This window comes from Gallicola sp. Sow4_E12 (genome assembly GCF_052116305.1).
Taxonomy (GTDB): Bacteria; Bacillota; Clostridia; order Tissierellales; family Peptoniphilaceae; genus JBQKLI01.
Genome location: NZ_JBQKLI010000008.1, coordinates 74,656 through 97,805, shown reverse-complemented (window position 1 = coordinate 97,805; position 23,150 = coordinate 74,656). Strand labels below are relative to the sequence as shown.

Here is a 23,150-nt window from a genome sequence, read left to right as displayed (position 1 = left end):
CCGCCTTTCCATTATTTAATACTGGTTTTGCCACTGCATTTCTTTATTTAATTCCGGGTCATTGAAATGTTCTTCGTCAATATTGCCTTCATTCTGCTTTTGAATTTCCGCATCTGTTAGAACATAATCCCCAAAGATCTCTTCCACAAGTTGTAAAGTTTCTTCTCTTTGGGCTACATAATAAGAGATTCCTTCATTTACAGGCTGTCCTGGAACAGTATGGAAATTCACTTTGTCTTTATTGATATTGCCGATTTTTGTTGCAGCTCCGGCAATAATATTCGATGGTATATTTGTTTTCACTTCTTTTTTATAAATATCGATTAGCTGAGGCACCTTTGTAATATTGCCAGGAGAAATCACTTGATCAAGAAGGTTCATCATAAATTTTTGCTGATTATCCACTCTTCCTAAATCTCCATTGTCGAATTCTCTATTTCGTACAAAGGCCAGTGCATCCTTGCCGTTTAGTTTGATCTTGCCTGCAGGAATATCAACTTTTTCCCTCGGTATCACAATACGGCGCTGGTTATCCACTTCGATTCCTCCGATAGCATCTACAACTTTTTCTACAGCTTTAAAATTCACCGCCACATAATAATCTAAATCTACTCCTAGAAAATTACGTATCGTCTGAAGTGTTAACGTCATTCCGCCGTATGCATGAGCTGCATTTATTTTATGGTATTCCCCATTAATTTTTACCTTTGTATCCCTCGGGATGGATAAAACATCCGCAGAACCTGTCTCTAAGTTTACTTTCGCAAGCATTATTGTATCTGTTCTTGTATTTTGATCTTTATTTTCCATCTGGCTGTTTTCATCTACTCCAACCATTAAAAAGAATATCTCGTTTGGTACCCGCTGCTCTATCTCATTGCCTTTTGCTAAATCGTCTCCTTTAATCGTATCATCATTTCCTAAATTCAGCATATCCAATATGGTTGAACCATAAAAAAAGATAAAACCAAAAATAATTAACGATAAGACAAAGGCGACTATTGTACGACCTTTCATATGATTCCTCCAGTTATTATTAGTAGTATTATTATAGCACACTCATAATAATAACAGAAAAGTTTCCGGGAAAGTCAACGATATTCTTTCAATACCCTTTCATTTTATCATATTTTTAAAAAGCAGCCCAAAAGCGGCGTAAAAATACCGGTCTATCAAAAAAGAAAAGAGATATAAAAGAAAGAGAGAAGATAAGGAAGAAGATAAGCATTCCTCTTATTTTCCTCCAAAACTCCGCTCTCCACTCTTTTTTCTCTCCCTAGCCGCTAAGGGCGTGCCGCCTAGGCCTCGCAGCAGTCCTGCCTTTTTCCTTACAGCAGCTCCGGTTCTTTTTCAAGATTTTCTCTAGCTTGGTTAAGCATCAACTTGATTCTATTGATCTGATTTACTTCAGAAGCTCCCGGATCGTAATCGATAGGGATAATATTCGCTTCTTCATGCATTTCACGAATCGTTTTGATAACACCTTTTCCGGTAATATGATTTGGCAGACATCCGAAAGGCTGGATACACACGATATTCGGCGCTCCTGATTCGATTAATTCCAACATTTCTGCAGTTAACAGCCATCCTTCCCCGTATTGGTTTCCTAAGGATACTACAGGTTCAGCCAGATTCTCCAATTCTTCTACATATAAAGGAGTGTCGAATCTAGAGTTTGCAAGAGCTTTACGAATATGGCGGCGGTAAAACTCTATAAATTTCACACCCATATCGCATAAAACCGCTCCAAATCTCCCTTTCGATAACAGCTGATGTTTGTGTACCGCATTTCTTAAAGAGTACATTATGAAATCTGTTAAGTCTGGAAGTACTACTTCGGCTCCTTCTTTTTCCAAAATATCCTGGAGATTATTATTTGCTTCCGGAAGATATTTTACTAAAATCTCTCCAACAATCCCAACTTTTGGAATAGCTTTCTTTTCTATTGGAATCGACTCGAAATCCTCGACAATTTTATAGATATTCTTTTTAAACTGGCTCATACGAGGACTGCGTACCTGCTTGCGGCAAATTTCAATCCACTTATCTTTCATCTCATTTGTTTCGCCTTTATTGATTTCATAAGGTCTTGTTGCATTGGAAACTCTCATAATAAGATCTCCGTACAGCATAGACATTAAAGACTTGTTAAGCATGGAAGTAGATAAATTGAAACCTTCGTTTGTCTCGATACCCTGTGCCGACAATGCGATAACAGGAATTTGCGGATAACCTGCTTCGATTAGCGCTTTACGAATATAGCCTACATAATTAGAAGCTCTGCAGGCTCCTCCTGTCTGGCTCATCAGCAGGGCTAAACGATTCACATCGTATTTCCCGGATTTTACAGCATCCATAAACTGTCCTACTACGGTAATCGATGGATAGCAGGAGTCATTGTTTACATATTTCAGCCCTTCATCGATCACTTTTGTATCTACTGTCTTCAAGAACTCAAAATGATAGCCTTCTGATTCTAAAGCTCCTTGAAGGATATCGAAATGATCCGGAGCCATCTGAGGCGCAAGGATAGTGTAGGATTCCTTCATATGCTTTGTGAATTCTATTTTCTTCGGCATTTCCGCTTTAACCGGCAGTTTCAATTGTCTGCCTTGAAGAGCTTGTGTTAAGGAACGAAGGCGGATTTTTACTGCCCCTAAATTCGATACTTCATCGATTTTTATCGTCGTATATATTTTTCCTTTGCGCTCTAAGATTTCCTTCACCTGATCCGTTGTAACAGCATCCAGCCCGCAGCCGAAAGAGTTTAACTGCACAAGTTCCATATTCTTAGAATCTCCTACTACTTCTGCTGCCCTATAAAGTCTGGAGTGATATACCCATTGGTCCAATACTCGAAGTTCCTGGTCCACATCTTTTTTATAGGAAAGGACTGAATCCTCGGATAGAACCGCAAGACCCAGCGATGTAATCAGCTGAGGAATCCCATGGTTTATCTCAGGGTCGATATGATAAGGACGGCCTGACAATACAATTCCATGAATTCCTTTTTCTTCCATAAATTCCAAAGCTCTTTGACCTTCTTGCCGGATATCCTCTCTAAAGTTTTCTAATTCATCCCAAGCTCTTTCCATAGCATTTGAGACTTCTTTTTTTGAGATGCCGAATTCTTTAAATTCCTCTGCAAGTCTCTTTATAAGTCCTTCTTTATCCTGAAGGGATAGGAAAGGATTCATAAACTTGATCTTCTCTTCTTTAAAGCTGTCCATATTATTTTTAATCAGCTCTGGATAGCCGATAACTACAGGACAGTTTATATTATTATGAGCCTTTTCGAACTCTTGTTTTTCATAAAATACAGAAGGATAGAATATGAAATCCACATCTTGATTTACAAGGTCTTCTATATGTCCATGGGCAATTTTAGCCGGATAGCAGGCTGTCTCGCTGGGAATCGAAGAGATTCCTTTTTCATAAGTCTCTCTTGTCGATTCTTCGGATAGTTGAACCCTAAAGCCTAAACTTGTAAGGAAGGTAAACCATAATGGATAATTTTCATACATATTTAAAACTCTTGGAAGTCCTACAACACCTCTTGAAGCCTGTTCTTTCGTTAAAGGAGTGTAATAATCGAAAAGTCTTTTATATTTATATCTGTAAAGATTTGGCAGTTTGTTCTCGTCTTTTGTAACGATACCTGCTCCTCTTTCGCAGCGGTTTCCTGTAATATACTTTTTACCGTTGTTGAAGATATTGATGCTTAAGGCGCAGTTATTGCTGCAAAGTCCGCAGTGTGTCTGCTTTTGTTTATAGCTGAAGTTTTCTAAAAACTCCAAGTCTGCAATCGTCGACTGTCCCGTAGACTGTTCTTGGGCAATCAGCGCCATTCCCATCGCACCCATAAGCCCTGCGATAGAAGGACGAACCGGAATTCTTCCCGATACTTTTTCAAAGGCTCTTAAGATGGCATCTCCATAGAAGGTTCCCCCTTGTACTACTATATTTTTTCCTAGTTTTTGAGGATCGCGGACTTTGATTACCTTTTGTATCGCATTTTTTATAACCGAATAGCAAAGACCTGCAGCAATATCGGCTACCGTTGCTCCTTCTTTTTGAGCCTGCTTAACTTTTGAGTTCATAAACACAGTACATCTAGAACCCAAATCCACAGGATGTTTCGATCTTAAGGCTTCTTCTTGGAACTCTTCTACACCCATATGAAGAGATTTCGAGAATGTTTCAATAAAAGATCCGCATCCAGAAGAACAAGCTTCGTTTAACTGTATAGAGTCGATAATTCCATTCGAGATATGCATGGCTTTCATATCCTGACCACCGATATCTAAAATAAAATCAACGTCTTTATCAAAGAATTTTGCTGCACGATAATGGGCGATAGTTTCTACTTCTCCCACATCGATATTGATAGCAGCTTTTATAAAGTCTTCCCCGTATCCTGTTATTCCAGAAGAAAGAATTTTAGCATTCGGATGTTTCTTGCTGTAGATCTCTTTCAACACTTCTATGACAAGCTCAAGAGGTTTTCCTTTATTGTTCGCATAATGGGAGTAGAGAATTTTTTGGTCTTCATCAATCAATACTACTTTTGATGTTGTAGAACCTGCATCAATTCCCAAATAAAGATTTCCTTCATAGCTTTCAAGATCCCCGTATTTTACTTTTCCTGTTTTATGAGATTCTTTAAAGGCTGCTATTTCTTCTTCGCTGTTAAAAAGGGGCTCTAGTTCGTTTTTCTTATCCCCTTCGATTTCTACTTTTTTATTGATATTCTTTATAATATCTTTAAAGGCTTTGGCCTCTTCCTCTCTCGAAGCAAGGGCTGCACCCATCGCTACAAAAAGCTGAGAATTTTCCGGTGCATAAAAATTATTAGCTCCTTCGCCCAATGTAGTTTTAAATCTCTCTCCTAGTTCGGAAAGGAAATGAAGAGGGCCGCCTAAGAATGCAATATTGCCTTTAATCGGTCTTCCGCAGGCTAAATTCGAAATGGTTTGATTCACTACAGACTGGAATACAGAGACAGCGATATCCTCTTTGCTTGTACCCTGATTCACTAAAGCCTGCACATCTGTCTTCGCAAAGACGCCGCATCTCGATGCAATCGGAAATACTTTTTCAGAACCTTTCGCCATTTCATTCAGCCCTGAAGCGTCTGTCTCTAAAAGAGAAGCCATCTGGTCGATAAAAGCACCTGTACCTCCCGCACAGATCGAGTTCATTCTCTGCTCGATATTTCCGCTTAAGTAGGTAATTTTACTATCTTCTCCCCCAAGTTCGATAGCCACATCGGTGTCGGGAATATATTTTCGGATAGCTGTCGTTCCCGAAACCACCTCTTGTATAAAAGGAATCTTGAGATATTTCTCAACAAACATCCCTCCGGATCCTGTTACCATCATGGTAACATCTCCATCTCCTACTTCTTTATAAGCATCTACTACTACTTCTCTTACTGTTTCCTCCACATCGGAGAGATGACGCTTATAAATGCTGTATTTGATTTCATCCTGTTCATCTAAGACGACGAGTTTAACCGTCGTCGATCCAACATCTAGACCTATGTTGTATTTCATTCTTTGCTCCTTTCGCCCTCTTGGGCATAGTACTTCCCTTGAAAACTCTTTCTCAGCTTGAGTTCTTTTTGTATCCCTCCGATCACCGATAATTTATCCGCTGACCATGTCGGCTTATACAATAAACTCTTGTCTGCATCCCCTGTTAAACGGTGTACCACCATACTCGCAGGTATCCGCTCCAACGCATCGCAGACCCAATCTATATACTCTTCTTTTTCCAAAAGCGGAAAAGAAGCTTTTTTGTAATGTAAATAAAGATCAGAATCCTTCTGAATATACAGACTGTGGAATTTAATCCCCCAGATCCCAAGATCTTTGATATCCTCTATTGTTTTTAGAAAATCTTCCTTTTGTTCCCCTGGAAGACCCGCTATTACATGAACCACACTTTTAATTTTTCTTTGGTTCAGATTTTCAATACTGCAATAAAAAAAGCAGTTATCATATCCTCGACGAATCAAACTCGCTGTTTTCTCATTAGTTGTCTGCAGCCCCAGCTCCACAAAACATTCTTTTTTATTGTATTGTTCAATCAAATCCAGCACATCTTCTCCTAGACAATCCGGTCTTGTCGCTATAGAAAGCCCGATAATGTCTTTTTGTTCTAAAGCTTCGTCATAAAGCTTTTTCAAATGGCGTGGATCTGCATAGGTATTTGTAAAGTTCTGAAAGTAAGCAAGAAACTTTATTGCATCCTTATGTTTTAAATTCGATTTTTGTTCTTTAATCTGCTCTGGAATTGTTTTTCTCCGATCTGGGGTAAATTCTCCCGCTCCTTTTTCAGAACAAAAAAGGCAGCCTCTTTTACCCTCTTGACGATTCGGACAGCTGAACCCTCCATCGATTCCTAATTTATATATTTTAAATCCATATTTTTCTTTAAAATACTCTGACAAGCTGTAATATCTTTGATTCAATGTCGTCCTCTTTATTATACATAATTTTACTAGGTTATTTCCACTAATTTTTATCTTATTTGCAATATTACAATCATAACACAATTAGGGTCGTTTTTTCGCCCTCAGCTCCCGAAAAAATCTCTGAATTTTTTCCAGACATTCTTCCTTCAGAACCCCCCCTTTTATTTCCACATGATGATTGAATTCTTTCACCTGCGGTATCTCCATTATACTGCCGCAGCATCCTCTTTTTGGATCGTAGGCTCCGAAAACTACTCTTCGTATTCTAGAATAGACTAAAGCGCCGGAACACATAATGCAGGGCTCAAGGGTAACATAAAGATCGCAGTCGATCAGCCTCCAGGACCCTATCGCTTCCGAAGCTTCCTTAATCGCTATAAGCTCTGCATGCTGCAGGGGATTTTGGTCTTGCTCTACTTTGTTATGGCCTCTTCCAATTATTTCGCCCTTATACACAACAATAGCACCTATAGGAATTTCTTCTTCTCTATAAGCAAGCTCTGCTTCTTCCAATGCCTTTCTCATAAAATATTCATCCATTTTAATCGGCTCCTCTCCTTTACAAATAGTACCACAATTTAGAACATATTTTTTATTCCATCTTTCCTTTATTGTCTTCATTATCATTCTGTGATATCCTAAAAATCAGTCAGAGAAATAACAGGAGGGATCATATGGCGTCAAAAAAACATGGACTATCTTATGGTGAAATGGGTCTGATCGCTTTAAAAAGCATGAGCACAATCGGCCGCGAAGTAGATGAATGGTTGAAAAAGAAAAATAACAAAGATGAAGATTTCAGTTATCTCATCGATATAACAGAAAGCCGTTTCTCTAATGGTGAAGCGAAGGTTCAAATTAACGAATCTGTTCGAGGCAAAGACATCTTTATTCTTTGCGATATCGGTAATTATGGTTGTACTTACAAAATGTTCGGGAGTGAAAACAGAATGGGTCCTGACGAGCATTTCCAAGATATTAAGAGAGTTATCTCTGCAATCAACGGAAAATCTCATCGAATCAATGTAGTTATGCCCCTTCTATATGGAAGCCGCCAGCATCGCAGAAAAACGAGAGAATCCTTAGACTGTGCGATGGCGCTTCATGAACTTCAGAATATGGGAATCAACGGTATTTATACCTTTGACGTACATGATCCAAATGTTCAAAATGCAATTCCGCTTTTATCTTTTGAAAATATTTATCCAACTGCAGAAATTGTAAACGCTCTTATTAGCACTGAAAATATTTCAAAACAAGAACTTGCGAATAACGAAATGATCATTATCAGCCCGGATACAGGAGCGATGGATAGAGCCATCTATTATTCCAATGTACTAAGACAAGATATAGGACTTTATTACAAAAGAAGAGATTATACGAAAGTAATCGGCGGGAAAAACCCTATTGTCGAACATAAGTATATCGGTAGAGATGTTGAAGGCATGGATATCCTTATCGTAGACGACATGATCGCTTCCGGCGGATCTGTACTGGATATCGCCAAGGAATTGAAAAAGAAAAAGGCGAACCGCATCTTTTGTGCAGTAAGTTTTGCGCTCTTTACAGAAGGTCCTGAAAAATTCAACGAATATTATGAAGCAGGCCTTATCGACAAAGTCTATTCTACAAATTTAACTTATGTCCCAGAAGAAATTATCAACCAGCCATGGTTCCATCAAGTAAACTTATCGAATCTAGTTGCGAAATTCTTAAGAAGAATCAACTTGGACAATTCCGTAAGCCGTCTTCTTGATAAAACAAGAGGAATCAAAGGGATCGTCTCCGATGAAGAGAAAGCTCCTTCTGTGGAAGAAGCTTAGTCAGCCCTGCTAACGGAGGTCAGGCGAGCTTGCTTCACAACCTAGGCAGGATCGCTTCGTGACCTAGAAAAAATAATAAAAAAAGGGCGGATACTTTTGAGTATCCGTCCTTTTTTTATTCAAATACAATCTTCCTGCAGCTACAGCAAGCTGCCTAAGCCGCGTGTTGCAAAACAATCACGCCTATCTCTTCCTAGGTGCCGAAGGCATCCTGCCTGGCCACCGAAGGTGTGCCGCCTAGCGCCTGAGTTGCGAAGCAATCACGCCTGTCTTTTTCTATTATACAGAAAGATCGCAAGGCTCGCTGCAAATATCAAGGCCGATCCGATCACCGTTCCAAAATCCGGCACTTCCGATAAAAATAAAAATCCCAGAACAGCCGTAAATACTACTGTCGAATAATCATAAATCGAAATTTCTTTTCCGGGAGCATGTTTATAAGCAAACGTCACTCCGTACTGGCCTACCGCTGCAAAACTTCCTGTGCAGACTAACAGAAAGATCTGAATTGCTGTCATAGAATGATAATTCAATATTAGAAAAGGAAGTGTAAGGATACAGCTCATCCCTGCAAAAAAGCAGATAATAAAGGAGCCGTCCACCCCCCATAACCCCAGCTGGCGAAGACAAGTATAAGCTGCCCCTGCTGAAAATCCGCCAAAAACACCTACGAGATAATGAAGGCTGTTTACATTATCAAAAGACGGATCTGCTACAAAGATCACTCCGGCAAAAGCGCATACAAGTGCAAATATTTGACTTATATTCATTTTCTCATGAAGAAATATAAAGGATAGCAGTACAACGAAAAACGGAGCCAATTTATTCATTACAGAGGCATCTGCTACAGGAACACGATCCAGCATATAAAAATTCGCTATAATACCAACTGTTCCAAAGAGGGATCGAAGAAGCAGGATTCCCCATTGATCTTTTCCCTTGGGTAAAGATATTTTATTGTCCGTCTTGCTGCTTTTTCGAATCAGATAAACCAGCGCCACGAAAAAAGCAATTAAATTTCTAAAAAAACTTTTTTGTATACTGGGAAGATCCCCAGATAATCTTACAAAAAGATTCATCATCGCAAATCCGAATGCAGATATCAGTATAAATAGTACACCCTTTTGTTTGCTTGTTAATGTCAAAAAACCCCTTCTTTCTTTTTTCTTATATGTGAACAATCTACAAATGATTATTATAACGCAAAGAAAGATTTCATACTATAGTTCTACATTTTAGCATCCTGCACATTTGAGAGCCAAATAAGATGTGCCGTTTCTATATTCTTAAGACAGATTTCGCAGTTTGTATCTAAAGCCATTTCTAAAGTCTGTCCCTCTTCTACTTCGTGTTTTTCCCTTATCACTCGTTTGCCTTCTTTTCTTTTATAGATTATCACTTCTCCCCTTCCCCGAAAAATTCCAAGCAAATAACCTCCTTCAGAGAAATCTCTCCCTGCAATATAGCATCCGTTATGTAAAGTGTCCCCTGACTTTTTTGCTTTAACGGGTCTAAAAACGAGATTGCCTTCAACCTCCATCGTTTCTCCAGACTGAATATCCAAAATTGTATTCAACGGAAAAATCCCGCTTTCTTCCGAATAAAGTTCCTGTTCATATATTTTTTTGCTATCTTGAAATAGGATTATTTTCCCTCGACTGGATGTAGTAATTTCATAGTGTCCTTGATAGATGTCTTCAGGAATACGGATATCTTTTTGATTTGAAAATTCGTATCCATCTTTATTCAAAAAAACACTGTCCCTATTCAGTTTTACTTTTCTTCTAAATATAGCCGGGGATTTTGATTCTTCCGTAATAATTTCTTTATTCGAAAAAAATCCACAGCCGGATAGACCGAGGCTCAGTATTAAAAGCAGAAAAAACGCCAGCTTTTTTCGATTAACTATCATAGCCTTTTTCTCCTATTCTATTTTCTAAAAGAATTGTATATTCCACTTTAGTATAACATAAGAGTTTAGTTCAAAAAATAAAAGACAGATGCAATATGCATCTGTCTTTTACAGTTTTTTCTCTATAACTTTTTTCAGTCTTTCCAAGGCTTGCTCTATGACTGATTTTGGGCAGGCTAGATTGAATCGTTCAAATCCGCTTCCTTCCGCGCCGAAGATATAGCCTTCGTCTAGATAAAGTTTTGCCTCTTTTGTCATCAGTTCTTCCAGTTCTTCATTTCCTAGATCCAAAGCTCTGAAATCCACCCATTGAAGATAAGTTCCTTCTACTAAAGGAGCTTTTATTTTCGGAAAATTTTCTTCGAAGAATTTTTTAACATACCTTTGATTTCCATCGATAACTTCTATACATTCTTCCAGCCATTCTTCACATTCATTGTAGGCTGTCTCACAAGCTTTGAATCCCATCATCGTGTTAAATGTGGCTGTTTCTACAAGACCTTCTTTAAAACGATTGCGAATCTCTTCATTTGGGATAATAATGTTGGATATCCCAAGACCAGCAAGGTTGAAGGTCTTGGAAGGAGCTGTGCAGGTAATAATCCGGTCTTGCAAACGGGGATCGATATTTTGAAGAACTAAATGTTTATATCCCGGCATGATCAGATCGCTGTGGATCTCGTCGGACACAACTAAAAGATCATTTCTCAGAATAATCTTCGAAAGCTGTTCCAGTTCTTCCCTTGTCCATACCCTTCCTACAGGATTATGAGGACTGCAGAATAAAAGAATTTTATTTTCTTTCCTTTGTGCCGCTTGTTCTATTTTTTCGAAGTCCATAGTGTAATAGCCCTTATCCTCTAGCAAAGGGCAATTGACAATTTTCCTGTTGTTTTTTTCTGCAGAAAGATAAAAGGGATAATACACAGGGCCCATAACAATAATGCCGTCGCCTTCTTCCGAGAAATTTCTTACTGCATTGAAGAAAGCATTTACAACACCAGGCGTCTGAACAATCCATTCTTTTTCTACTTTATACTGATGGCGTTTTTCCATCCAATGGATAACCGCATCGTAGTAGGACTCTGTCGGACCTGTATAACCTAAGATCATTTCGTCGATATAGTTTTTCAATCCTTCTTTTATTTCTGGAGGGTTTTTAAACTCCATATCCGCTACCGAAAGAGGAATAATATCCTCTTCCAGCTCTGGATTATCTAAAAGCATTTGATCCCATTTCATCGATCCGGTATTTCTTCTGTTCGTTACAGTTTGAAAATCATATTTCATATAATTCTTTCCTTATTCGTTGCTGTTTTCTTGTGTCTCAGCGGGAGCTTCTGCAGGACTATCACCAAATGCAGGAGGCTGTATTTTATAGATTCCGTTTTCAAGGAATACTTTTAGATCATGGCTCTCGTTTTCCACTTCTTTTCCATTTATTGAATAGGAAAAAGCCACTTTTGCCACACCGCTTTCTCCCTCCATATCAAATGAATTAAGAGTATAGCCTTTTAAATCGACATTCCGCTCTTCCATTTTTTTAGCATAATCTTCGTAGAGAGGCTGATGGGATGCCACAGGAGTCATCAGATACATTCTCTGATAGTTGTCGCTTTCTAGCCCTTTGAGGTATCGATCTAAAGCTTCCTCGGGCGTACGACCCATAAGATCTTTTCCTTGTTCTTTTTTAGGGGCTTCCGGCTTGTAATTAAAAATCTGCGGATCGTATCTGCTAGAAGAGTTCCATAATAAATAACTGTCTACCCCGACGGATTGGCTTCCTTGAATCTGCTGAGCAATGACAGAAGGTGTATATTCTATAAAGCCCGGCACCCAGCTTGCTGTAAAAGCTTGTATCCATGGAGTGATCTGTGCAGGATTTGGCAAGGCTGCATTTTTTTCAATACTTGAACGCATTGAGTCTTCTAAAACTCCGTAAGGATTGGCATCCGGTACATCAAACCCGAACCAACCTTCGGTGTAATGGCTTGGATAAACCATGGGTGCAACTCTGTCTGTATTATTAGAAACTTTTAAGAATCCTTGTCCTATATCATCCGGAATATCTTCCCAGTTTTTCGTCGTTGTTCCAAAAATCGCAGCAGATGTTTTTGCTGGATAGTCTTTTAATTCTTCCCTTGCAAATTGTAGAAATGCTGTTATAGCCGCATCTTTTGGACGCCCGTCTCTTCCCGGGAAATTCGCAATCTCATTGTATGTTCTCGCTCCGTCCGGGAATCGGACATAGTCAAAATGAATCTCATCGAAACCGCGGTTTACAGCTTCCTTTGAAATGGCCACCACATATTTCCAGACATATTCGTCAAAGGGGTTTACCCATGCATTTCCATCATTATCCCGATAGATTCCGCCGCTGTTAAGCTGCATCGCATGTTCTGGTTTCCGATCTGGAAGAATCGGATCTTTAAAGGTTACCACCCTTGCCATTTTGTAGATCTCTTTTTTCTCCATATAATCCAGCAGGGATTTGAAATCATCCTGTGACACAGGTTGAGAAACACCCAGCTCCTTTGCAAGAGGCACTTCGGTTGACCAAGCTAAAGAACCCCAGTCTGTTTTTACATCAATAACTAAAGTATTTACCTCAGTGGCATTTGCAATAGCAAGTGCTGCTTCAAGAGCATTAATATTATCCGGTTTCTCTGCTGTTCCTTCTCCTTGGAGCATCTTCTCGATCTCTTGGGCATAGGCGTCGATTTCTTCTTCGTTAAAAGGCTGAGCCGCCTCGTCTGCAGAAACATACAGACCTTTTACATTTACATCTTTTTCTTTTCTATCTGCCGCTGGAAGAGGAACGTAAAATTCTCCATATTCTTCTTTTCTTTGAGCTTCCAGTTCCTCCAGTTCAGCTTTAGAAAGTGTCTTTTCTTCCTCTTGATTACTGTTGTTTTCTGTAACATCTCCCTCTTTCGAACAGCCTTTGATTCCAAAGGCTGCTCCTACAAGAATAAGTATAATTACGAGAGTTCTGATTGTCTCTCGAAAAGGCTTAGGAGTGTGTCCCTTTCTATTGTTGTTCTGTTTATTCGGGTTCATAGTTTACTCCTTTTTAACTATTTTTTTAGGCTATTAATTATCATTACCCAAAAAACGGCTTAAGAAATCCTTTGTTCGATCGCTTTTTGGATGCATAAAGATATCTTCTGGCGAACCTTCTTCTTCTATATAACCATTATCCATAAAACAAACTTTCGTTGAAACATCTCTTGCAAAATCCATCTCATGGGTTACAACGATCATTGTCATGTTTTCTCTGGCAAGATCTTCCATAACTTTAAGCACTTCGCCTACCATTTCAGGATCAAGAGCGGATGTCGGCTCATCAAAAAGCAGAATTTCTGGATCCATAGAAAGAGCTCTTGCAATTGCCACACGCTGCTGCTGTCCTCCCGAAATCTGGGACGGCATTGCTTTTGCAAAGGTCCCCATTCCGACTTTATTTAAGTACAGTTTCGCATTCTCTTCTGCTGCTCCCCGAGATCTGCCTAAAACTTTCATCTGCCCTACAACACAGTTTTCCAGTACGTTTAAGTTCTTAAATAGATTAAACTGCTGAAACACCATGCCTACTTTTGCACGATACTCTTTTTCATCGTAATTTTTAGTTAAAATAGAATTCCCGTGAAATAAAATATCTCCGTCCGTAGGTTCTTCTAATAAATTAATACATCGAAGCATTGTCGATTTACCGGATCCAGAAGAGCCGATAACGGAGATTACATCATTTTTATATACATCCATATTAATGTCTTTAAGAACTTCTACATCTCCGAAATTCTTTTTTAAATGATTTAGTTGTAATATTCCTTCCATTAGACTCCTCCTACACTGTCGCTGGTTAATATGATTCTTCTATCTGTATCTAATCTTCTTTCAAGAAGACGGATAATTCTTGTAGTTGTAAAGGTTAATACAAAGTAGATTGCCGCTGTAATCAAATAGCCTTGGAAGGCTTGATACGTTGAACCGACAATAGATCTTGTAACAAAGAACAGCTCTGTTACAGCGATTACATTTAGTACGGATGTATCTTTAATATTGATTACGAACTCATTTCCGATCATCGGAAGGATATTTCGTATCGCTTGGGGAAGCACAACATTTGTCATGGTCTGAGTATGGCTCATTCCTATTGCTTTGCAGGCTTCAAACTGGCCCTTATCGATAGAGTTGATTCCTCCTCGAACAACTTCAGCCAAGTAAGCTCCAGTGTTCACAGAAACGACGATAAACGCTGTTAACAAAATATTTATATCTAAATTAAAGAGCTGCTTGCTTCCATAGTAGAATAACACTGCTTGTACCATCATCGGTGTTCCACGGATGATTTCTACGTAAGCCGCTAAAAGGAAGTTGATAACCTTTTGAACATGGTACTGTCCCGGTCTTTTTTTTCGATTAAGAGGAATGCTTCTTACCACTCCGATCACAAGACCGATCAAGAATCCGATCAGTGTAGATACAATAGCAATAAGCATTGTAATCGCTGCTCCTCGAATAAATAAGGAACCGTATTCTCTCGCCATTGAAACAATAGAACCGAAGAAAGACTGTGTTCCTCCTTCTTCTGCCACATTAAGCATTACCATTTCTTCCATAACCTGAGCACGTTCTTCTTCTCCGATTAAAGATAGAGCATTATTCACTTCTCCAGTTAAGCTGCTTCCTTTTTGGATTCCTACGGCAATAGAGGTGTCTTCTGAAGAAGTATTAAATCCTTGTCCCTGCTCAAATTCCACAAAAACTAAATCAGGGTTTGCTGCAACCGCAGCCATGGCTCCTGGTTTTTCCGATACATAACCGTCGATACGATCGGATTTTAACGCTTCGATCATTGTAGGGAAACTATCTAAAGCAGTCTCTTTGCTGACCCCCGGAATCTGATCGATAACAGAATAATGGAATGTATTCAGCTGCCCTGTAATTCTAGCTCCGCTGAAATCCGCCAAGGTTTTCTTATCAGCCCATTGGCTGCCTTTTTGAACTACAACCACTAAATCAGAAGTATAATAACTGTCTGAAAAGTCGATCTGCTCTTTTCTCTCAGCAGTAGGACTCATTCCAGCAATAATCGCATCGATTTTTCCTGTCATAACTGCCGGTGGCAGTCCATCCCATTCATACTTTACGATCTCAAGCTCTAGTCCCAGACTGTCTGCTATCTTTTTTGCAATCTGAACGTCATAGCCGTTCGCATACTCACCCTCGCTGTTTGCTATGGCCACAGCGCCATTTTCATCAGATGTCTGCGCCCAGTTAAACGGGGCATAGTTTGCTTCCATTCCTACTCTTAATTTTCCCGGCGTAGCAACCTGAGCCGATGCAAAAGATGGAACAGTTCCTAAAACTACAGACATCAACATCAAAAATGAAAGAACCAGACTCTTCCATTTTATTTGAACATCATTTTTTTTCATATTCTCCTCCTAAAACTGATATTCTTTAGTATATCATTGTAAAACTATGAAGTCACGGTATAATGCCCTTTTAAAAAACAGAGTGAAAGAGTGAAGAGTGAAATTAATGTTGAAAAATGAATAATCTTTCATTTTTCTATCTTTTAAAGATAGACTCGCTAATTGCTATTTCAATAATCCGAAGACTAAAAACATAGATAACACTAAAATATAATTTTCCTATAAAAAAAGAAAGTGGTGTTATTCCACTTTCCTTCTGCAACTTCACTCTTCACTCTTTGAGCTCTCTTGCAAACCAAGCATTTAATTTTAGAAGAGGGCTCATGCCATTTGTTTCCCAAGAACGGTGTTCTTCCGTGATTGGCTAGAAACAAAGGGCCACTCTTTCTTTTCTAAGGTCCCTTTAGCGAGCCTGTCTGGCTGCCGGAGGCGTGCCTATCTTTTTTCTAATAATGAACTTCCCATAGATATAGTCCAGCAGCACTAATCGTTGGAGCGGCGGATTTTCGGTCTTTTTTCTCCAAAACCTCTTGGATCCACTTCGGCTCTCTTTTTCCCTTGCCGACTTCTAGAAGACTGCCTACTATATTTCGAACCATATTGTGGAGAAAACTTTCACCGTGGAATTCGAAAACCAGCTCCTGTTCCTCTTCGGTGATCTCTAGAAAATCGAGTGTGCGTACAGGATTTACATGGGGCTGTTTTTGAGTTTGAAAAGAAGTAAAGTCATGGGTTCCTTTCAAAAATTCCCCAGCTTCTCTCATCTTTTCCACGTCTAAAGGTCCGTAGTAATGTCCTTTATACTTTTTATGAATAGGATGAAGATATCTTTCCCGGCTAAGAAAATAGCGGTATGTCTTTGACTTGGCACTGAAACGGGAATGAAAATCTTCTCCCACCTCTTCTGCATCGATAATCTGAATCCCAATAGGCAGATAATGGTTCAATCCCGTGACAATATGCGGAAGTTTATGATTTTTTCTTGTTTTAAAATGGGCTACCTGCCCCATGGCATGAACGCCAACATCTGTTCTCCCTGCTCCCATTAATTTAATCTCTTCAAGAAATAAATCTTCTAAGGCTTTCATAATAGAGCCTTGAACCGAAGGAAGATTCTTTTGATACTGCCACCCGTAAAAGTAGGAACCGTCATACTGAATTGTTAACTTTATATTTCTCATTATATAAACCTCATTGCAATGATAAATACTAGATATACAGCGAGGATAATATAAGCAACAGTATCTCTTTTGTGGTATTTCAGTTCGTTAAGTCTAGTTCTGCCCTCCCCTCCCCGGTAACATCTCGATTCCATTGCAGTGGCTAATTCGTCCGCTCTTCGAAAGGAGTTTATAAACAGCGGAACCAAAAGAGGAACGAGGTTCTTGGCTCTTTTCAACAGATTTCCTGTTTCAAAATCAGCTCCTCGTGCCATTTGAGCTTTCATAATTTTATCCGTTTCTTCAAATAACGTCGGTATAAAACGAAGGGCTATGGTCATCATCATCGCAAGCTGATGGGAAGGGAATCCTATTTTAGTAAGAGGCTTCATCAAACTTTCCATACCGTCTGTCAAAATAATCGGACTTGTTGTAAGAGTCAAAAGAGATGTCCCGATTACAAGGAGAATCAGTCTTGTGGCCATAAAAAGTCCAGTATGAAGCCCCTCTTCCGTAATTCGGATGAATCCAATTTCATACAATACTCTTCCCGGCGTCATTAAGAGATTTATCATCAATGTCAAAAAGATAATAAAAACTAAAGGTTTTAAGCCATTCAGCACAAATTTAAGCTCTATGCCCGAAACTAAAATAACAGCTAGTAAAGCAATGGCAATCGGAAGATAGACTATAAATTTCGTCACTAAAAAAACAGAGATCATATAAATCAATATGGCAACGATCTTCACACGGGGATCCAGTTTATGAATAATACTGTCCCCCGGTATAAATTGTCCTAATGTAATATCTTTCATCATAAGCGCTGCCCTCTCAAATAATTTTTGATTTCTAAAAAGGCCTCTTCCACTGTATAAATATCTTCGCGAACCTCATTTCCTTTCGCTTGGAAAGCATTCATAAATTCTGTAACCTGAGGAATATTCAGACCGATGTCCTTCAGTTCTTGTGAACGCTTAAATACCTCTCTTGTTTTGTCATCCATAATAATTCTGCCATTATCCATAACAAGCAGGCGGTCCGCAAGTCTCGCCACATCTTCCATGCTGTGAGAGATGAGTATAACTGTAATATTCTCTTCTTTATAAAGACGGTGGATTTCAGAAAGAATCTCTTCTCTTCCTATAGGATCAAGTCCGGCTGTCGGTTCGTCTAAAACGAGAAACTTCGGCTTCATCGCTATGACTCCAGCAATGGCAACCCTTCGTTTTTGTCCGCCGGAAAGTTCAAAGGGAGAAAGCTCCTTTGCTTCTTTGAAATCTACTCCAGTCATCTCGCAGGCCCATCGTACCCGTTCCTCGATCTCTTCTACGCTGCAGCCTATATTTTTAGGTCCAAATGCAATATCGTTATAAATCGTATCTTCAAAAAGCTGATACTCCGGATACTGGAATACAAGACCTACTTTTTTTCGGATCTCTGTTTTCGATACTCTTTTATCGGATGAATCCTTGCCATCGATAAATACCTTTCCTTCCGTAGGCAGCATCAGACCGTTAAGATGCTGAACAAGGGTCGACTTCCCTGAGCCCGTATGTCCGATTAAACCAATAAACTCTCCTTGATTAATTTCAAGATTTATTTGATCCAAGGCTCTTTTTTCAAATTTATTGCCTTTATTATAAATATAACTTGTATTGTCTAATTTAATCTGCATAATGCCTCTACCAACTCTTCTGATGTTAATACATTGGGAATGTCATAGCCTTCTTGTCTTAAAAGAAAAGCCAGTTCCGTAACTTGAGGAACATCCAGTCCCAACTCTTTCATCCTCTCGACTTTTCCAAAGATTTCTCGAGGAGTGCCTTCTTCAATGATTTTTTTATCTGAAATAACGATAATACGGTCTGCTAACACTGCCTCTTCCATATAATGGGTGATATATACAATCGTCTTATTATAATCTCTGTTTAGCTTTAGTATAGTATTCACGATCTCTTTTCTTCCAGAAGGATCCAGCATCGCTGTAGGCTCGTCTAAAAGAATACATTCCGGATCCATCGCTAAAATTCCCGCTATAGCGATTCTTTGTTTCTGTCCGCCAGAGAGAAGTGCCGGAGAATGCTTTTTATACTCGCTCATTTCAACCGTTTCCAGAGCTTTATCTACTTGTTCTCTAAGTTTAGGCATAGGTATGCCTAAATTCTCAGGACCAAAAGCAACATCCTCTTCTACAATCGTCGCTACAAGCTGATTGTCCGGGTTTTGGAAAACCATACCGCAGGTTTTCTTAATATCCCAAATCGTCTCTTCCTCTCTTGTATTGATCCCTTTCACCCAAATATTTCCTTCGTTTGGAACAAACTGTGCATTTATTAATTTTGCCAAAGTCGATTTTCCAGAACCATTATGGCCTAAAACAACTAGAAACTCTCCTTTTTTTACTTGTAAATTAATATCTTCCAGAACATAATCTATAGTACCGTCTTCTAACGTTTCATACGCAAAAGATAGATTTTCTACACGTATTAATTCTTCCATCTCTACACCTCAAATCTTCTCTTACTATAGCACATTTTCTATTATTGTTGTAGGATCAGAGAAGGCTCTAAACTGGTTCTATAAAAATCCAAACAGGCAAACCAATTCTAAATCATAATACAAATGGATGTGTTGGGCAAAATATATACATGCGAAGATCATATTAAAAAAACGAGATGAAATCTTTCGATTTCAATCTCGTTTTTATTGTTTTATAATTTTTCTAATATATCTTCCGGATCTGCCACACCTTCACGCTCTTCTGTGATTCCGTGGGCTTTAACCTCGATTTTTTCATCTTCTTCTGCTTTACCAGCATAGTCGATATCAATGTCGCTATATTTGTGAATACCTGTTCCTGCTGGTATCAGCTTACCGATAATAACATTCTCTTTCAATCCTAGAAGATGATCTTCTTTTCCTTTTATCGCCGCATCTGTCAAGACTCTTGTTGTTTCCTGGAACGATGCTGCCGATAGGAATGAATCTGTAGCAAGGGATGCCTTTGTGATACCTAATAAAGTTCTTTCCCCGGTAGCTATTTCTTTGCCTTCTTTTTCCAATCTTTCGTTTGCATCTTCAAATTCTCTGAAGTTTACTAAACTTCCTTCTAAGAAATCAGAGTCTCCTGAAGTATCGATTTTCACTTTAGAAAGCATTTGTCGAATAATAATCTCGATATGTTTATCGTCAATACCTACCCCTTGAAGACGGTATACCTTTTGGACTTCCTTGATAATATAGTCCTGAACGCCTTGTACTCCCAATACTTCAAGAATATCATGAGGGTTGATAGAACCTTCTGTTAAAACTTGTCCTTTTTCTATAGAGTCCCCTGTTTTAACTCTTAAGCGGGAGCCATATGGAATGGCATAAGTTTTTTCTTCTCCATCCTCGGCTCTTACGATAATATCATTTCTTTTCTTATTATCTACAACTTCTACAGTACCTGAAATCTCTGTAATATAAGCAAGACCTTTCGGCTTTCTTGCTTCGAAAAGCTCCTCCACACGAGGCAAACCTTGTGTGATTCCAACACCGGCGATTCCTCCGGAGTGGAAAGTTCTCATTGTAAGCTGAGTACCCGGCTCTCCAATAGACTGAGCTGCTATCGTTCCAACAGCTTCCCCTATATTTACAGCTTTTCCTGTAGCTAAGTTCTTGCCGTAGCACTTAGCACAAACTCCGTATTTTGTTTTACATCCAAGTACGGACCGTACTTTTACTTCTTTTATATTTTTCTCAACGATCTTGTCTGCAATATCGCTGGTGATTAATTCGTTTTTCTGAACGATTATTTCCCCAGTATCTAAATCCAATACATCTTCAAAAGCGAAACGTCCAACAACTCTGCTTCCGATTCCTTCTATCAATTCGTTTCCTTCCATAAAGTCGCGAACTGTAATATATTGATCGGTACCGCAGTCTTGTTCCGTTACGATAACATCTTGGGAAACGTCAACCATTCTTCTTGTCAAGTATCCTGAATCCGCTGTTCTTAAGGCTGTGTCGGAAAGTCCTTTTCTGGAACCGTGAGTTGAGATAAAGAATTCCTGTACTGTTAAACCTTCACGGAAGTTGGATTTGATTGGAATTTCGATTGTTCTGCCGGCTGCAGAACTCATCAAACCACGCATACCGCCCAGCTGTCTGATCTGGTTTTTACTACCACGGGCACCAGAGTTGGCCATGATCGCAAGGTTATTATCATCATCAAGGTCTCTCATCAAGGTATTTGTCAATTCGTCTGTGACTTCTCCCCAGATCTTGATAACGAAATTATAACGTTCTTCATCGGAAATCATACCTGTACGATAAAGGTTCTCGTATTCCTCTACTCTTTTATCCCCTTGTAGAAGGATAGAGGGTTTTGATTCCGGAACGTTGATATCACCCATGGAGATGGTGACAGCACCTATTGTAGAATATTTATATCCTAAAGATTTAATATAATCCAGAAGTTCTGAAGTGATAATATTGCCGTGTTTTTCATAACAGCGGTGAATAATCTCTTCCAACTCTTTCTTGCCTACCAGTTTGTCGATTTCAAGTTTAAATGGTTTTTCTTCACGATTAACAAAACCTAAATCTTGAGGAATCTTTTCGTTGAAAATAAATCTTCCTACTGTAGACAATACAGGTCTACTTTTCTCAAGATTCTTATTATAAACTCGAACCCTTACAAAGTCGTGAAGACCAACATTTCCAAGCTGATAACTCTTTTTCAGTTCGTCTATATCTGTAAACAGCGGAACTGCAAAAGCATCTGCTTTGATTTTTTCTTTAAATTCGGCTCTTTCTTCATCTTTTCCTCGAGTTAAATAATATGCACCCAATACCATATCCTGAGATGGTGTTGTGATCGGCTTACCGTCTTTCGGCGCTAAAATATTATTTGTACTCATCATTAGAAGACGTGCTTCTGCTTGAGCTTCTGCAGATAAAGGAAGATGGACCGCCATCTGGTCTCCGTCGAAGTCCGCATTATAAGCTGTACAAGCCAATGGATGAAGCTTAATCGCTTTACCGTCTACAAGAACAGGCTCAAATGCTTGGATACCTAGTCTGTGAAGAGTAGGGGCTCTGTTTAATAGGACTGGATGGTCTTTGATAACATCTTCTAAGACATCCCATACTTTAGAATTCTTTCTCTCCACCATTTTTTTAGCGTTTTTAATATTATGAGCGATATCTCTATTTACAAGCTCTTTCATTACAAAAGGTTTGAATAGTTCTAACGCCATTGTTTTCGGCAGACCGCACTGGTTGAATTTAAGTTTCGGTCCAACAACGATTACAGAACGTCCTGAGTAGTCTACCCTTTTACCTAACAAGTTTTGACGGAAACGTCCGTTTTTACCCTTAAGCATATCGGATAAACTTTTTAGAGGTCTGTTTCCAGGGCCTGTAACAGGTTTTCCTCGTCTTCCGTTATCGATCAAATCGTCAACAGACTCTTGAAGCATTCTTTTTTCGTTTCGAACAATAATATCTGGAGCACCGATATCCAACAGTCTTTTCAAACGGTTGTTTCGGTTGATTACACGGCGGTATAAGTCGTTTAAGTCGCTTGTTGCAAAGCGGCCTCCTTCTAGCTGAACCATAGGTCGCAGATCTGGAGGAATAACCGGCATCGCATCTAGAATCATCCATGTAGGATCATTTCCAGACTCGCGGAAAGCATTAACTACTTCTAGTCTTCTTAGAATACGGATTTTTTTTTGGCCTGTAGCTGTTTCCAGTTCATCTTCCAATTCTTTAAATTCCGCTTCCAAGTCGATTTTTTCTAAAAGTTCTTTAATCGCTTCGGCACCCATACCCGCTACAAAGTCTTGACCTTCTATATAATTTTCGCAGGCTTCCATATACTCGTATTCTGTTAGAAGCTGCTTTTCAAAAAACTCAGTATCTCCTGCATCGATTACAATATAGCTGGCAAAATACAATACTTTTTCTAATGCTCTAGGACTCATATCCAGAAGAAGTCCCATTCTAGATGGAATTCCTTTAAAATACCAAATATGAGAAACAGGTGAGGCAAGCTCGATATGCCCCATCCTCTCTCTGCGGACCTTAGAAGTTGTAACCTCTACCCCGCATTTTTCACAAACAACACCTTTATAACGGATTCGTTTGTATTTACCGCAGCTGCATTCCCAGTCTTTTTGCGGTCCAAAAATTTTCTCGCAAAATAAACCGTCTTTTTCAGGCTTTAAGGTTCTATAGTTGATTGTCTCCGGTTTTTTTACTTCTCCCCGAGACCAAGATCTGATTTTCTCCGGTGAAGCTAAACCTATCTTCATTGAATTAAAATTTGTTAATTCTACCAAGGAGCCC

Annotated in this window: 16 protein-coding genes; 1 reads left to right on the top strand and 15 read right to left on the bottom strand. The window is 39.1% G+C overall.

Features of this window, described 5'->3' with window-relative positions:
• Positions 1-15: 15 nt before the first annotated feature.
• The 4 genes from ACTQ46_RS05875 to tadA form a co-directional block, all read right to left on the bottom strand.
• Positions 16-1,017, bottom strand: a complete 1,002-nt coding sequence (locus tag ACTQ46_RS05875) for an LCP family protein (protein ID WP_441748016.1) — start codon at positions 1,015-1,017, stop codon at positions 16-18.
• Between the two features lie 311 nt (positions 1,018-1,328).
• On the bottom strand, positions 1,329-5,555 hold the full coding sequence (locus ACTQ46_RS05870) for an acyl-CoA dehydratase activase-related protein (RefSeq protein ID WP_441748014.1): 4,227 nt from the start codon (positions 5,553-5,555) through the stop codon (positions 1,329-1,331).
• Complete coding sequence (locus ACTQ46_RS05865; protein WP_441748012.1) at positions 5,552-6,475, bottom strand: TIGR01212 family radical SAM protein; 924 nt, start codon at positions 6,473-6,475, stop codon at positions 5,552-5,554. Before ACTQ46_RS05865 ends, ACTQ46_RS05870 begins: the two co-directional genes overlap by 4 nt.
• An 84-nt stretch (positions 6,476-6,559) precedes the next feature.
• On the bottom strand, positions 6,560-7,105 hold the full coding sequence (gene tadA / locus ACTQ46_RS05860; RefSeq protein ID WP_441748010.1) for a tRNA adenosine(34) deaminase TadA: 546 nt from the start codon (positions 7,103-7,105) through the stop codon (positions 6,560-6,562).
• A gap of 47 nt (positions 7,106-7,152) precedes the next feature.
• Here tadA and ACTQ46_RS05855 point away from each other — a divergent pair, with 47 nt between their 5' ends.
• Positions 7,153-8,301, top strand: a complete 1,149-nt coding sequence (locus ACTQ46_RS05855) for a ribose-phosphate pyrophosphokinase (RefSeq protein WP_441748008.1) — start codon at positions 7,153-7,155, stop codon at positions 8,299-8,301.
• 260 nt (positions 8,302-8,561) lie between these two features.
• On the opposite strand, the gene ACTQ46_RS05850 is transcribed toward ACTQ46_RS05855, so the two are convergent.
• From ACTQ46_RS05850 to rpoC, 11 genes are all read right to left on the bottom strand, one after another.
• Entirely contained in the window at positions 8,562-9,446 is an 885-nt protein-coding gene (locus tag ACTQ46_RS05850) for a DMT family transporter (protein ID WP_441748006.1), read from the bottom strand.
• Between the two features lie 83 nt (positions 9,447-9,529).
• On the bottom strand, positions 9,530-10,213 hold the full coding sequence (locus ACTQ46_RS05845) for a hypothetical protein (RefSeq protein ID WP_441748005.1): 684 nt from the start codon (positions 10,211-10,213) through the stop codon (positions 9,530-9,532).
• A 108-nt stretch (positions 10,214-10,321) separates the two neighbouring features.
• Positions 10,322-11,503, bottom strand: a complete 1,182-nt coding sequence (locus tag ACTQ46_RS05840; protein WP_441748003.1) for a MalY/PatB family protein — start codon at positions 11,501-11,503, stop codon at positions 10,322-10,324.
• 12 nt (positions 11,504-11,515) lie between these two features.
• The gene (locus tag ACTQ46_RS05835; RefSeq protein ID WP_441748001.1) at positions 11,516-13,273 is read right to left on the bottom strand and encodes a putative glycoside hydrolase; all 1,758 of its coding nucleotides are present in this window, start codon (positions 13,271-13,273) and stop codon (positions 11,516-11,518) included.
• 33 nt (positions 13,274-13,306) lie between these two features.
• Positions 13,307-14,050 carry an amino acid ABC transporter ATP-binding protein gene (locus ACTQ46_RS05830; RefSeq protein WP_441747999.1) on the bottom strand — a complete coding sequence of 248 codons (744 nt, stop codon included), beginning with the start codon at positions 14,048-14,050 and terminating at the stop codon, positions 13,307-13,309.
• The gene (locus tag ACTQ46_RS05825; protein WP_441747997.1) at positions 14,050-15,654 is read right to left on the bottom strand and encodes an ABC transporter permease subunit; all 1,605 of its coding nucleotides are present in this window, start codon (positions 15,652-15,654) and stop codon (positions 14,050-14,052) included. Before ACTQ46_RS05825 ends, ACTQ46_RS05830 begins: the two co-directional genes overlap by 1 nt.
• Positions 15,655-16,100: 446 nt before the next feature.
• Positions 16,101-16,835 carry a tRNA pseudouridine(38-40) synthase TruA gene (gene truA, locus ACTQ46_RS05820; protein ID WP_441747996.1) on the bottom strand — a complete coding sequence of 245 codons (735 nt, stop codon included), beginning with the start codon at positions 16,833-16,835 and terminating at the stop codon, positions 16,101-16,103.
• On the bottom strand, positions 16,835-17,632 hold the full coding sequence (locus ACTQ46_RS05815) for an energy-coupling factor transporter transmembrane component T family protein (protein ID WP_441747994.1): 798 nt from the start codon (positions 17,630-17,632) through the stop codon (positions 16,835-16,837). Before ACTQ46_RS05815 ends, truA begins: the two co-directional genes overlap by 1 nt.
• Entirely contained in the window at positions 17,629-18,489 is an 861-nt protein-coding gene (locus tag ACTQ46_RS05810; RefSeq protein WP_441747992.1) for an energy-coupling factor transporter ATPase, read from the bottom strand. The genes ACTQ46_RS05815 and ACTQ46_RS05810 overlap by 4 nt, the downstream gene beginning before the upstream one ends.
• A complete protein-coding gene (locus ACTQ46_RS05805; protein WP_441747990.1) occupies positions 18,474-19,313 on the bottom strand; it encodes an energy-coupling factor transporter ATPase in 840 nt (279 codons plus the stop codon). Before ACTQ46_RS05805 ends, ACTQ46_RS05810 begins: the two co-directional genes overlap by 16 nt.
• 212 nt (positions 19,314-19,525) lie before the next feature.
• The gene (gene rpoC / locus ACTQ46_RS05800) at positions 19,526-23,143 is read right to left on the bottom strand and encodes a DNA-directed RNA polymerase subunit beta' (protein WP_441747988.1); all 3,618 of its coding nucleotides are present in this window, start codon (positions 23,141-23,143) and stop codon (positions 19,526-19,528) included.
• Between the last annotated feature and the right edge of the window lie 7 nt (positions 23,144-23,150).

Coding starts and splice junctions, on each gene's coding strand:
- ACTQ46_RS05810 (WP_441747992.1), bottom strand. CDS start 18,489: ATGCAGATTAAATTAGACAATACAAGTTATATTTATAATAAAGGCAAT.
- ACTQ46_RS05830 (WP_441747999.1), bottom strand. CDS start 14,050: ATGGAAGGAATATTACAACTAAATCATTTAAAAAAGAATTTCGGAGAT.
- ACTQ46_RS05875 (WP_441748016.1), bottom strand. CDS start 1,017: ATGAAAGGTCGTACAATAGTCGCCTTTGTCTTATCGTTAATTATTTTT.
- truA (WP_441747996.1), bottom strand. CDS start 16,835: ATGAGAAATATAAAGTTAACAATTCAGTATGACGGTTCCTACTTTTAC.
- ACTQ46_RS05825 (WP_441747997.1), bottom strand. CDS start 15,654: ATGAAAAAAAATGATGTTCAAATAAAATGGAAGAGTCTGGTTCTTTCA.
- ACTQ46_RS05805 (WP_441747990.1), bottom strand. CDS start 19,313: ATGGAAGAATTAATACGTGTAGAAAATCTATCTTTTGCGTATGAAACG.
- ACTQ46_RS05870 (WP_441748014.1), bottom strand. CDS start 5,555: ATGAAATACAACATAGGTCTAGATGTTGGATCGACGACGGTTAAACTC.
- ACTQ46_RS05845 (WP_441748005.1), bottom strand. CDS start 10,213: ATGATAGTTAATCGAAAAAAGCTGGCGTTTTTTCTGCTTTTAATACTG.
- tadA (WP_441748010.1), bottom strand. CDS start 7,105: ATGATAATGAAGACAATAAAGGAAAGATGGAATAAAAAATATGTTCTA.
- ACTQ46_RS05855 (WP_441748008.1), top strand. CDS start 7,153: ATGGCGTCAAAAAAACATGGACTATCTTATGGTGAAATGGGTCTGATC.
- ACTQ46_RS05835 (WP_441748001.1), bottom strand. CDS start 13,273: ATGAACCCGAATAAACAGAACAACAATAGAAAGGGACACACTCCTAAG.
- ACTQ46_RS05840 (WP_441748003.1), bottom strand. CDS start 11,503: ATGAAATATGATTTTCAAACTGTAACGAACAGAAGAAATACCGGATCG.
- ACTQ46_RS05815 (WP_441747994.1), bottom strand. CDS start 17,632: ATGATGAAAGATATTACATTAGGACAATTTATACCGGGGGACAGTATT.